13 protein-coding genes and 1 tRNA gene are annotated in these 12,147 nt (G+C 40.3%); all 14 read left to right on the top strand.

Translation table 11 applies throughout. The annotated features are described in order from the left end of the window. Window positions 1-6: 6 nt before the first annotated feature. The 14 genes from G630_RS0108905 to G630_RS0108835 all read left to right on the top strand — a co-directional run bounded on the left by G630_RS0108905 (window position 7) and on the right by G630_RS0108835 (window position 11,729). Complete coding sequence (locus G630_RS0108905) at window positions 7-1,224, top strand: CpaF family protein (RefSeq protein WP_044959054.1); 1,218 nt, start codon at window positions 7-9, stop codon at window positions 1,222-1,224. Beyond that, entirely contained in the window at window positions 1,199-1,924 is a 726-nt protein-coding gene (locus G630_RS0108900; RefSeq protein WP_022763016.1) for a type II secretion system F family protein, read from the top strand. The genes G630_RS0108905 and G630_RS0108900 overlap by 26 nt, the downstream gene beginning before the upstream one ends. A 12-nt stretch (window positions 1,925-1,936) precedes the next feature. Continuing rightward, on the top strand, window positions 1,937-3,421 hold the full coding sequence (locus G630_RS0108895) for an immunoglobulin-like domain-containing protein (protein WP_026498377.1): 1,485 nt from the start codon (window positions 1,937-1,939) through the stop codon (window positions 3,419-3,421). Between the two features lie 58 nt (window positions 3,422-3,479). Beyond that, window positions 3,480-3,722, top strand: a complete 243-nt coding sequence (locus tag G630_RS25945) for a Flp1 family type IVb pilin (protein WP_330363785.1) — start codon at window positions 3,480-3,482, stop codon at window positions 3,720-3,722. After that, the gene (locus G630_RS0108885; RefSeq protein ID WP_155831960.1) at window positions 3,700-5,145 is read left to right on the top strand and encodes a DUF5702 domain-containing protein; all 1,446 of its coding nucleotides are present in this window, start codon (window positions 3,700-3,702) and stop codon (window positions 5,143-5,145) included. The genes G630_RS25945 and G630_RS0108885 overlap by 23 nt, the downstream gene beginning before the upstream one ends. Window positions 5,146-5,220: 75 nt before the next feature. Continuing rightward, complete coding sequence (locus G630_RS21275) at window positions 5,221-6,108, top strand: hypothetical protein (RefSeq protein WP_155831959.1); 888 nt, start codon at window positions 5,221-5,223, stop codon at window positions 6,106-6,108. 12 nt (window positions 6,109-6,120) lie between these two features. Beyond that, window positions 6,121-6,594, top strand: a complete 474-nt coding sequence (locus tag G630_RS0108870; protein ID WP_026498374.1) for a prepilin peptidase — start codon at window positions 6,121-6,123, stop codon at window positions 6,592-6,594. Next, window positions 6,581-7,075 carry a TadE family protein gene (locus tag G630_RS25030; protein ID WP_026498373.1) on the top strand — a complete coding sequence of 165 codons (495 nt, stop codon included), beginning with the start codon at window positions 6,581-6,583 and terminating at the stop codon, window positions 7,073-7,075. Before G630_RS0108870 ends, G630_RS25030 begins: the two co-directional genes overlap by 14 nt. Beyond that, entirely contained in the window at window positions 7,075-8,499 is a 1,425-nt protein-coding gene (locus G630_RS0108860) for a DUF6382 domain-containing protein (protein WP_026498372.1), read from the top strand. The genes G630_RS25030 and G630_RS0108860 overlap by 1 nt, the downstream gene beginning before the upstream one ends. Window positions 8,500-8,579: 80 nt before the next feature. Continuing rightward, a complete protein-coding gene (locus G630_RS0108855) occupies window positions 8,580-9,581 on the top strand; it encodes an SCP2 sterol-binding domain-containing protein (protein WP_026498371.1) in 1,002 nt (333 codons plus the stop codon). Between the two features lie 23 nt (window positions 9,582-9,604). Continuing rightward, complete coding sequence (locus G630_RS0108850) at window positions 9,605-10,015, top strand: HIT family protein (protein ID WP_026498370.1); 411 nt, start codon at window positions 9,605-9,607, stop codon at window positions 10,013-10,015. 46 nt (window positions 10,016-10,061) lie between these two features. Continuing rightward, window positions 10,062-10,904 (top strand): fumarate hydratase, encoded by an 843-nt coding sequence (locus tag G630_RS0108845; protein ID WP_026498369.1) that lies wholly within the window; start codon window positions 10,062-10,064, stop codon window positions 10,902-10,904. Between the two features lie 74 nt (window positions 10,905-10,978). After that, window positions 10,979-11,530, top strand: a complete 552-nt coding sequence (locus G630_RS0108840) for a Fe-S-containing hydro-lyase (protein WP_026498368.1) — start codon at window positions 10,979-10,981, stop codon at window positions 11,528-11,530. 111 nt (window positions 11,531-11,641) lie between these two features. Then, window positions 11,642-11,729 (top strand) — tRNA-Ser (locus G630_RS0108835). Window positions 11,730-12,147: the final 418 nt, after the last annotated feature.

Here is a 12,147-nt window from a genome sequence, read left to right as displayed (position 1 = left end):
AAAACAATGATTCGTGATCAGATACTTGAAGGCATGGATTTTTCACGAGATGTTGATGACGAAGAAATGCTTGAGAGAATAGATAAAGGAATAATATACGGATGCAGAAAAGAGCAGCTTTCGCTTGATGAAAAAATACAGCTGCGAAAAGAACTTTTTTATTCAATCAGAAAACTTGATGTTCTGCAGCTACTGGTAGATGATCCCGGGATAACCGAGATCATGGTTAACGGTGTCGACCATATTTTTATAGAGAAAAACGGGAGATTATACAGACATGAAATGAAATTTGAATCTCTTCAAAAACTTGAAGATGTAATACAACAGATAGTCAGTAAATGCAACAGAGTAGTAAATGAGGCATCGCCGATAGTTGATGCCAGACTTGAAAACGGTTCACGTGTCAATGTTGTTCTTTCGCCTGTGGCGCTTAACGGTCCAATCCTTACAATCAGAAGGTTCCCGGACAATCCCATAACAATTAATAAGTTGATAAGTATAGGTTCAATTAAAAAAGAGCTTGCAGAATATCTGCAAACTCTGGTTAAGGCCGGCTATAACATCTTTATTTCGGGTGGGACAGGATCCGGTAAAACAACATTTTTAAATGCACTTTCGGACAGCATACCTGAAGACGAGAGAGTGATAACGATTGAGGACAATGCTGAATTACAGATAAATCATGTCCCGAACATAGTCAGGATGGAGACCAGAAACTCAAATGTAGAAGGGTGTAAGCCAATTACTATCAGAGACCTTATAAAATCCTCTCTCCGAATGCGTCCTGACAGAATAGTGGTAGGAGAGGTCCGCGGAGATGAGTGTGTTGACATGCTTCAGGCTATGAATACCGGACACATATCTATGTCAACGGGGCATGCAAATACAGCAAGGGACATGCTCTCACGTCTGGAGACAATGTTTCTTATGGGAATGGATCTTCCTCTTGCGGCTGTAAGAGGGCAGATAGCATCGGGGATAGACATCATTGTGCAGCTGGGAAGACTTCGCGATAAATCTAGGAAAGTTCTTGAAGTTTGTGAACTAACAGGAAGGACCGTGCCAATGACCGGAGAGATTGAAATAAGAACATTGTACAAGTTTTATGAAACAGGTACGGATGAAACAGGAAAGATATTAGGAGAATGGAGGTGTGAAAATGAACTTGAAAATGTATCAAAGCTGGAAGCGGCGGGTCTTGGATTTAAAAGTGACAGCCTTTGATATACCGCTTATAGGTAGAAATATTCTGGTTCTTCTAATGATAGGAAAACTATTTTATGGCAGTTTTATCGCATCAATTCTGATATTTCCTTTATCTATCCCATGGTTTGTTATTCAAAAAGAGCAAAAGATAAAAAAGGAAAACCATGATCTCGGAATTCAGTTTAAGGATGCCATGATGGCGGTTTTGGCTGCTCAAAAGGCAGGATATTCCATAGAGAATTCTTTTAAGGAAGCAATACACGATATGAGAATTCTGTACGGGAAAAGTGCACCTATCTTCAGAGAACTGCAGCGCATAGAACAGGGAATAAAAAACAGCGTAACCATAGAAGTCATGCTTAGAGAACTGGGGAGACGCAGTAATAATAAGGACATTGAAGAATTTGCGGCTGTGTTTGCGGTTGCCAAAAGAAGCGGCGGAAATATGACTGAAACCATAGAAAGATGCATAGATCTGATAGGAAAGAGAATGGATGTTGAAAATGAAATTGATATCCTTATTGCCGCAAAGAGAATGGAGGCACAGATAATGGAGGTTGTCCCTTTCGGAATAATGACTTATGTGGGGCTGACCAATCCGGGGTTTTTTGATGCTTTATATGGCAATCCGCTCGGGATAGTCATCATGACAGTTTGTCTCGTCATATATATTGCTGCGTATTTGCTGACCCAGAAAATTGTGGATATTGAGATCTGACAGGAGAAACTAATGAGAATACTAATGGTGATATACATGGTAATTCCGGTTTTTATAGGACTATTACTGATATTATCCTTCGACGAAAGAATACCGGATACCGAAGGGGGAAAACCGGAGGGAATAGAAAAAATCTTTTTAAAGACGGCCTCTTATATATTCAGGAGATTTGTCGAAAAAAACAGGCTTTTTCTTAAATCCCATGGAAGGCGCCGGGTGAGAGAAAATCTGCAAAAGCTTGATTCAGAGGCAGATGTACAAAAAAGACTAGGTGATTACTACATAAAGAAAATAAGTGTCGTTCTGATAATAGTATTTCTCGGATCGCTTCTATCGCTATTGTCCTGCTTTTCCTCAAGGAGAAATACTTCTCTTAATAGCGAGGGAGAGGTTATAAGAAGCGACTATGGGAAGGGTGACAGAAAAACGCAGCTGGTGGCCATGGATGAGGAGGGAGAAAAACTTGGAGCTTTTAACGTCTCTATCGCAGAAAAAGAATATTCAGAGAAAGAATCGGAAGAACTGTATAAAGAAATGCTAAAGGCGTTGTCCCAAGAAATACTCTTGGAAAATAAAGACTTAAGACATGTGAAAAGCGACCTGAAGCTTCCTTCGCAGCTCAAAGGATATCCGTTTGAGATTTCATGGAAATCCGACAATATTGATGTAATTCACTCTGACGGAAAGGTAATGAATGAAGACATTTTCTTTGAGACATCCAGAGTTTTACTGACTGCCAATATCACGTATCGCGACTATGAATGGGAAAACGATTTTGAGATCACTGTTGTTCCAAGGGACTTTACCGATGAAGAAATCATTAAGCAGGAGATTGAAGGAAACATCAAAAAAACCGAGGAAGAAACACGGACAAAAGACAGATTTATGCTTCCTGCAAATGTCGAAGGAATAAAACTCTTCTGGAAAGAGGCTACAGACGAAAACAGCATAATGATCCTTATGCTTTCAATTATAGCAGCGGCAACGATTTTTATAGCCGGAGACAGAGATCTTACAAAGAAAGTGGAGTACAGAAGAAGGCAAATGATTCTGGAATATCCGGCTTTTGTATCAAGACTGGTGTTGTATATGGGAAGCGGCATGTCTGTAAGAGCAATATTGAAAAAGTTTGCTAACGAGTATAAAGCCCATATTAAAGAAGGCGGAAAACGAAGTTTTTTATATGAGGAAATACTAAAAAGCTGCAACGAGCTTGAGAGCGGAGTTCCTGAATTAAATGTATATGAGAGACTCGGCGTAAGATGCGGCTCGCAGCAATATGCAAGACTTGTGACGCTTTTGTCACAAAATTTAAAGAAAGGAAATTCTGAGATGATGGCTCTTCTTAGGGAAGAGTCAGATAAGGCAACAATAGAGAGAATGTCCTATGCAAGAAAGCTTGGAGAGGAGGCGGGAACAAAACTTCTTGTTCCGATGATTCTCATGCTTCTGATAGTTATGGTGGTAATTATGATACCGGCATATCTGTCATTTTAGCGAAGGTAATCACCACAAGGTGTTACTGAAATATAGTTCATTAAATGAAGGAGGAAAAATGAAAGAACTGATTTTAAACAAGAAAGACATGCTGGAGGCAAAACTAAGATATGTGGTTTCCAGCGCAAAAGACAAGCTTAAGGAACTGCTTTTGGATGAAGCGGGGATGGGAACGGTGGAAGTAATACTGATTATTGTTGTTCTCATCGGGCTTGTAATTATTTTCAAAAAGGAGATAGACGGACTTGTTACCGAGATCTTTAAAACAATCAATTCGGATGCGGCAAAGGTTACAGGCTGATGCTTATATAACGGTTTATCTTTCGTTGTCACTGACAATAATCCTTGCTCTTATTCTTGCACTCTTGCAGGGTGCAAGGACCGGAGCAGTGAGAATGAAATCTGAACTGGTGGTAGATATTGCTATGAACTCAGCTCTCGGAGAGTACAACAGAGAGCTGTTTGAAAAATACGGACTTCTTCTGATTGATACAACCTATGGAGGGACAAACGGTTCTGTAATTCATACAAGGGATCACATTGAGAAGTATTTTTCTAAAAATTTTGAATTATCTCCGGTGGGATTAGTAACCGGGAGAAGCACAATGATGCCCGCCAGGCTTTCGTCAGCTGACATTACCGGATACTCGGTTGCAACGGACGGTGGCGGAGCTGTGTTAAAAAGACAGATTCTCTCCTACATGGGTTCTGAACCTGTTGAGGCAGCGATAAAAAGTATACAGAATAATGCGGATCAGCTGAAAAATTCCGGGTTCGAGGAAATGAATGTGGAAAATGAGGCACAGAGTAATGCAAATGATATAAATACCCCGAGGGAGCTTGATCTGGACGGAAACGGAGAAAATGAGACCTATTACGTTGATAATCCGGCAGCAGGAGTCACGGCTCAAAAAAGTGTAGGAATTCTCTCGCTGGCAGCACCTGACATTAATGTAATTTCTACAGCTGCTATTGATTCATCTACCTTAGCCTCACACAGAAAACTACTGAAAGGCACCGGCCTTGACGAAACTGTGGCAACGGGAGCAGGACCGGATATGCTTTTTGAGAGATATCTCCATGAAAAGTGCGGATGTTACGGACTTGAAAAAGATGATTCGTACCTAAAATATGAACTGGAATACATATTGGCGGGCAAGGACAGCGATTACGCTAATCTTGAGAAGGTCGTGGAGAGACTGTTCCTTATAAAAGAGGCTGCGAATTATGTATATATAATGAACGATCCTGCAAAACTTGCGGAAGCGGATGCATTGGCACTAACAGCTTCAGTACTTCTTACCCTTCCCGAACTTCAAGAGGCGATAAAGATGGCAATAATATTTGCCTGGACGTTCGCAGAAACAATATCAGATCTTCGAATTCTCTTAAGCGGCGGCAAAGTACCACTAATCAAGACTGCGGATAGCTGGAATCTTTCCCTCGAACATATGCTGGAGTTCAGGGATCATCTGAAAAATGGCGGAGGATCGGGACTAAGCTATGAAGATTACCTGAAGATGCTTTTGATATTGGAAAAGAAACAAAAAAAGACCATGAGATTTATGGATATCATTGAGATAAATATAAGAAAACTCAGTGGCAATGAGGCTTTTTCACTGGATAGATGTGTAGACATAATAAGCGTCGATTTCGATATTTTGGGAGCTTATAACAAAAAGATAGAAATAGAGCGTATATACGGCTACGAAATGTTTGACTGATAAACAGGAGTGGCCGGCGATGGCCTTTTTCATTTATAAGGAAAATAAAAAAATAAAATATGGAAAAAATAAAATATGGAAAAAATAAATGAAAATCGTTCGAAGAACTCAAAAATAAAATTTAATACAAAGGATTTGCTTCTTCGGGCAAATAGAAAAAGGCCGTCGCTGGCTGCTTCTGTCACAATCGAAGCATCATTGGTATTACCCTTGTTTCTCTTTTTCTTTGTCAATCTGCTTGGCGTCTTTGACATTTTAAAATTCCAGTGCGATTTGGAAGCAGCCCTCCACCAAACAGGCAGACAACTTATGATAACCGAAGCCACCACACGATCTTTTGCAAAATCAGAGGATGGTGATTCTGCATTGGGAGCTGCGACAGGAGCATTAAATGCGGCGGTTGCAGGCAAGATGGTAAAAAACTATCTCGGGGAAGAATATCTGGACCACAGTCCTATAAACGGTGGAGCCTCCGGTCTTAAGCTTGGCGAAACAACCTTTTATTCCAATGGAGACATAATTGATATTGTTGCGACTTATAAGGCGCATCCGCTTTTCAAAATAGCAGCGTTTACCGATTTTTCGGTGGAAGGAAGGTTTTACGGACATGCGTTTACCGGATACAGTCCGGGGGAAAGTCATGAAAAGAATGATGAGACGGATGAACTTGTTTATATAACGGATCATGGAACGGTTTATCACAAAAGCCTTGATTGTTCACATTTGAAGCTTAGTGTGAAACAGATTTCAAAATCAGAAGTCAGCGGAAAGAGAAATGCGGACAGAGCAAAGTATTACCCTTGCGAATACTGTGGAAAAAAGGCAGGGAGTTCGGTGTATATAACCAATTTTGGAAACAGATACCACTCAAACAGAAACTGCAGTGGTATTAAAAGAACAATAAGAACGGTGCGACTTTCGGAGGCAATAGGGAAAAGTCCTTGCAAAGAATGTGCCGGATGATAAGGAGATAGTATGGATTTTTATGAAATTATTGAAAATACGGTAATAGTAAGCCTTTTCTTTAAGGTTTTTGCATTGATAATTTTGATGATCGCAACAATCATGGACATAAGGGAGAAAAAGATTCCTTTATCAATTCCGACCGTACAAATGACACTTTCCGGACTATGTTTTATCTATTTGTGGTCAAAGGGAATTACACAGCCGGCGGATTTCTTATACTCGCTTATTCCCGGAATTGTTTTATTGACAGTAAGCTATTTCACCAGGCAGGGGATTGGGCTAGGAGATGGATTAACGGTACTGGCGCTTGGGCCATTGTTTGGAATAACGGATACCATGCTTATTGTACTTATATCATTTACATTTTCAGCCGTCATCGGAGGAATTCTTCTTATTATGAAAAAAGTATCCGGCAAAAGTGTGATGGCCTTTATGCCATTTCTAACAGTGGGAGTGGGGGTGATGAGCTTTGCCTTCAGATAAGAAGCTGGAACTACCGGCATACATGACAGTAGAGGCAGCTCTTGTAATTCCTGCAGCTATTTTTGGAATTGTTTTGATCATTTACATGGCGTTTATGGTCTATGGGCGATGTGTTCTATCACAGGACGCGTATATTTTGGGCTTCAGAGCGTATCTGCTCTATGAAAAACAGGGTTATTCATCGCCGTGTGATTATGTGACAGACCATTCGGATGAAAAGACCGGAAGCAGATACTTTGGAAGCAGCAAACCGGAAATAAAATCGTCAGTCTCAGGTAAAGACATAAGAATTGACGGAAGTATAACCACAAATCACAGAGCCCTGTTTGGTTACTTTTCAAAAATACCCGACATATGGAAATCCGAAGCTGCTGCAAGAGTAAAGATCATAACACCTGCAAAAACCATGCGGAAAATGAAGAGAGCGAAGGACATTATCACTCAAACGGCAGAGAAAAACAAAAAGAAAGGAAAACCGTAATGGATATTCAATATTATAAGGATGCAAAACACAATTATCTTATATTGGAGGCAGAAGTTAATGAAGATAATATTTTCCAATACAAGATGCTTGAAAACAACAAAATAGATGGCCTATTGCCTTTTAGTCTGAGGAATACTGATGAATGCTACTACTTATATTATGAAATTGATTCGAGGCAGAGCATAAAAAACAGATATGATCGCAAAAAGATGTCTTATGAAAAGCTTAAGCGGTTTTTGTCGGATATGGTTATAACCGCAAAGAACCTGGGAGATTATCTTCTTGATCCAAGCCATATTATACTTCTTCCGGAGGCAGTCTTTGAGGATTTTTCAACAGGCAGATTCTATTTCATATATGATCCGGTACATGAAAAAACCATAGATCATGCGTTTTTTGAAGGACTTATGGAATATGCTGATCTTGAGGATGGACGATGCTCACAGCTGATTTTCGAACTTCTGGATACAATATGTGATGCCAGCGGAATTGATTTCAGCGTACTGGAAAGAGCGGTTCGAGCAGAACCGGAGGAAGCCTTTATGGAAGAAATGTCCACAATACACACGTCTAAGGATATCTATGAGACAAGAATAAACGCGAATGAGAAAAAAGAGAGCTTTGAAATGAATGATGAGGAGGACTTCGAGGATGATGAAGATGAGGCGGAAGCAAAAGATAAATCAGTAACTGAGAAAAAGATAAAAATAATGTTACCGCTGGGAGTGAATTTCCTGATGGCAATGTTGTTTGCCATTATAGCGGGAGCCTTGTGGTACCTCAGATATGCTTATATCCTGACGTATGAGGAAAACATACTGGATATCGCCGTTTTCATGATTAGTGTCATGATGTCTCTTTCCTGTTTTATTTTGCAGCTTAGAAAAAATACAAAAGTATTTGGGAACAAAGTAAAAGAACCAGTGCCTGAGAGTACAACTGATATGGATAAAAACGTAGAAGCTCCACCCTCGGATCTGGTAGAAATGCCTCTATACAGTGCAGATAATAAAGCAGGTTATATAAGAAAAAGAGCGTATGAGCATAATGTTTTGGCGCAGACCGACGAGGATGAAGAAAATGAGGAAACAGTCTTGCTTTCCTTTGATTTTGAGGAAAAGTTTCACAAACTTTACGCAGAGGAGGGAACCGGTCTTGATAATATAGGGCTTCAAAAACTTCCAATGGTTGTCGGAAAGCTATCATCCTGTGCGGATGCGGTAATAAAGGACAAATCGGTTTCCCGAATGCATGCAAGACTGTTCAGAGAGGATCGCAAGACAAATTCTCTGTGGATACAGGATTTAAACTCAACGAATGGTACTTTTGTTAACGGCAGAAGACTTATGCCGAATGAAAAAGTTGAGCTTTTTGAGGATGATGAAGTCTCTTTTGGCAAGTGTGTCTATGCTTATCGATGATGGTGAGGTCAGGTGTCTCAAAGCGCTGATTTATGGTACAATATAGGTTAGTTTGATTCAGCTTACATGGAGATAATGGTATGAAAATCAATATTTATTATGGTGGCAGAGGAATCATAGATGATCCCACTCTCCTGGTCCTGTCCAGAATGACCGGGGTATTCAAGGAACTTAATGTTCAGGTGGAACAGTTTAATCTTTTTGAGCAGAAAAACGGTATCACTGCGCTTCCCGGAACTCTTAAAAATGCAGATGGAATAATACTTGCTTCAACTGTTGAATGGTTTGGAGTAGGTGGATATATGCATCAGTTTTTGGATGCATGCTGGTTGTATGGTGATAAGGACAAAATCGCGGGCCTTCCTATGGCTCCCATTGTGATGTCAACTACTCATGGTGAACGTGAGGGAATGATGGAACTTGCGTCGGCTTGGGAGATACTCGGAGGAGTTCCCCTTGATGGTATTTGCGGATATATTGCCGATACTTCTGCTTTTGAGCGAACTGAGAGTTACCAGAATTATATTGAGAAAAAAGCTGAAAATATATATAGGAATATGAATCAGAAGATGGAGACGCTGCCAACGAGTAATCAGGCAGTTAAGAACAGAGTCTCTATTACTAAGATAACGGATCTTACTCCCCAGGAAACTGAGCAGCTCTCAAGATATGTTTCGAATGAAGAATATGTCCAGAAACAGAAGGAAGACATCCAGGAACTTAGCAGCATTTTTAGGGATAAAATGGATAAGGACCATGCTGCGGAGCACGCAGAAGACTTTATCAGCAGCTTAAAAAGTCATTTTAAGCCTATGCCTGGGATTCACGCAGCTTACCAGATTACACTTCTTGATCAGATAAAAGACAAAGATATTTGTATCAAAATAGATAATCAGGATATGGAATGTAAACCGGGAGAAGCACCGGGCTGTAATGTACATGTGTCAATGAATACATCGGTTTTTGAGCAGATTATATCAGGAAGAATAACTTTCCAGAGAGCATTCATGGAAGGCAATCTGAAGATGAAAGGGGATTTCAAACTGCTGCGAACAATGGATCAGCTGTTTGAGTTTAAATAATTAATCATAAGGGAGAAATGACTATGAAAGATTCAAATTGCATTTTTTGTAAGCTTGCAAACGGGGAGTTTCCCACAAATTCAATTTATGAGGATGATAAGTTCAATGTAATACTGGATAATGGCCCTGCGACAAAGGGGCATTGTCTTATCTTGCCCAAGGATCATTATACGGATATTTTTGAGCTTCCCGAAGAAACAGCAGCAGACGCAATGAAGCTTGCAAAAAAGCTGGCTGCACATTTTATGGAAAAGCTGGGAGCTGACGGAATAAATATCGTACAGAATAATAAAGAGGCAGCCGGCCAGACAGTACCTCATTTTCATCTTCATGTTATTCCCAGATACAAGGATGATGGACAGCATATTTTATGGAATCCCACATCTCCTTCAGCAGAAGAATTAAAAGCGCTTTGTGAAACAATAAAGTTTTGATGACAAATTTCTTATTCATATTAAGAAGTTCTATTCGGAGGAAGAATTGAGAACTATAGATGTATCAGAAATAACCAAAGCTGTAAAAGAGCTTTGTATAGATGCCAATTATACGCTGTCTCCAGACATGAAGGAGGCTATCTGCAAGGCAGGACAGGCTGAGGAATCTGACCTTGGAAAGAAGATTTTTTTTCAGCTTGAAGAGAATCTGAGAATTGCAGAAAAGGATAATATACCCATTTGCCAGGATACGGGAATGGCAGTGTTTTTTATAAATATCGGCCAGGACGTTCACTTCGAGGGCGGGGATCTTACTGATGCCATAAACGAAGGAGTCAGACAGGGATATACTGAGGGATACCTTAGAAAATCAGTGGTAAAGGATCCTCTTATCAGAGAGAATACGGGAGATAATACCCCTGCGGTTATTCATTATAATATTGTGCCCGGAGATAAAGTAGAAATAACTATAGCGCCAAAGGGATTTGGAAGTGAAAATATGAGTAGGGTTTTCATGCTAAAACCCGCTGATGGCGAAGAAGGTGTCAAGGATGCTGTTGTTCAGGCTGTAAAGGATGCGGGCCCTAATGCGTGTCCGCCCATGGTGGTAGGTGTAGGAGTAGGTGGCACCTTTGAAAAGTGTGCGATCATGGCAAAGGAAGCATTAACCAGAAAAACAGGCGAACATTCAGAGATTCCTTATGTGGCAGATATGGAAAAAGAGATACTGGACAGGATAAACAAGACCGGAATTGGTCCCGGCGGACTTGGTGGAACAGTTACTGCTCTTGCTGTGAATATCAATACATATCCGACTCACATCGCAGGACTTCCTGTGGCAGTAAATATATGCTGCCATGTCAACAGACATCGAAGTGTTGTGGTATAAAAATACTTTTTTAAATAAAAACCACTATATATAGAAGAAACTCATTCAAATTATATTTCTGAAAGGGCTGTTATATGGAATATAAGATAACTGCACCATTTGATAAGGACACAATTTCTAAACTCCGCAGTGGAGATATGGTATATATTAGCGGCGATATATATACAGCGAGAGATGCTGCGCACAAGAGAATGAAGGAAACTCTGGATAAAGGAGAGGCTCTTCCTATAAATATAGAGGGAAACGTAATATATTACATGGGACCTTCACCGGCCAGAGAAGGCAGACCTATAGGATCAGCGGGGCCCACAACAGCCAGCCGTATGGACAAGTATGCCCCGGAGCTTCTTGATATGGGATTAAGCGGCATGATAGGAAAAGGAAAACGCAGCAAGGAAGTACTGGATGCTATTGTGCGTAACAAAGCAATATATCTTGCTGCTATCGGTGGCGCGGGTGCGCTTCTATCTAAAGCAATTGTTGAATCAGAGGTTGTAGCATATGATGATCTTGGTACAGAAGCAATACGCAAACTACGTGTCGAAAATTTTCCTGCCATAGTAGTTATAGATTCAGAGGGAAATAATCTGTATGAGACTGCTATAAAGGAGTTTTGCAGAGAATAAAAAACACTTGTTGACAATGCTCTGCTGAATTTGTATAATAACTTTTGCGTTAATGATATAGATGATCGTTAACAGACAACCAAATACCGTTTGGTAGAGGTTTTCAGACATGGAGAAATACTCAAGTGGCTGAAGAGGCGCCCCTGCTAAGGGTGTAGACCGTTCACGCGGTGCGAGGGTTCAAATCCCTCTTTCTCCGTTAGTAATCCCCGGCAATATATTGCCGGGGTTTTTGTTTGCATTTTTTTCAATTGTAATTTACGGAAAGCCCCATTACATCCGGCTATTTGAGAAATTTTTATAAAAATTGAAAAAAATTAAAAAAAGTAATTGACACATAGGGGGACGGGTGATATATTTATATTCGCTCGCTGCGAGTGACAGATGACTGACCGGAAGGATTCAGCGCTTCACAAGCCAGAGCAAAAAAATAAAAAAGTTCTTGACAAGAAGTTGCAAACATGATATTCTATCAGAGTTGCGGCTGACAAGCCTAGACAAAGCACTTTGACAATAAAATAGTAATGCAACCCTGAAAATTCCAAAAAGAATATTCAGAGAACAAAACAACCTAACTTAGGTAAAAACGGACAGAACAAAGCCAAGCAATGTTCTGG

It is taken from the genome of Butyrivibrio sp. WCD2001 (assembly GCF_000424485.1).
GTDB lineage: Bacteria > Bacillota > Clostridia > Lachnospirales > Lachnospiraceae > Butyrivibrio.
This window is presented reverse-complemented; position numbering and strand designations above follow the sequence as displayed.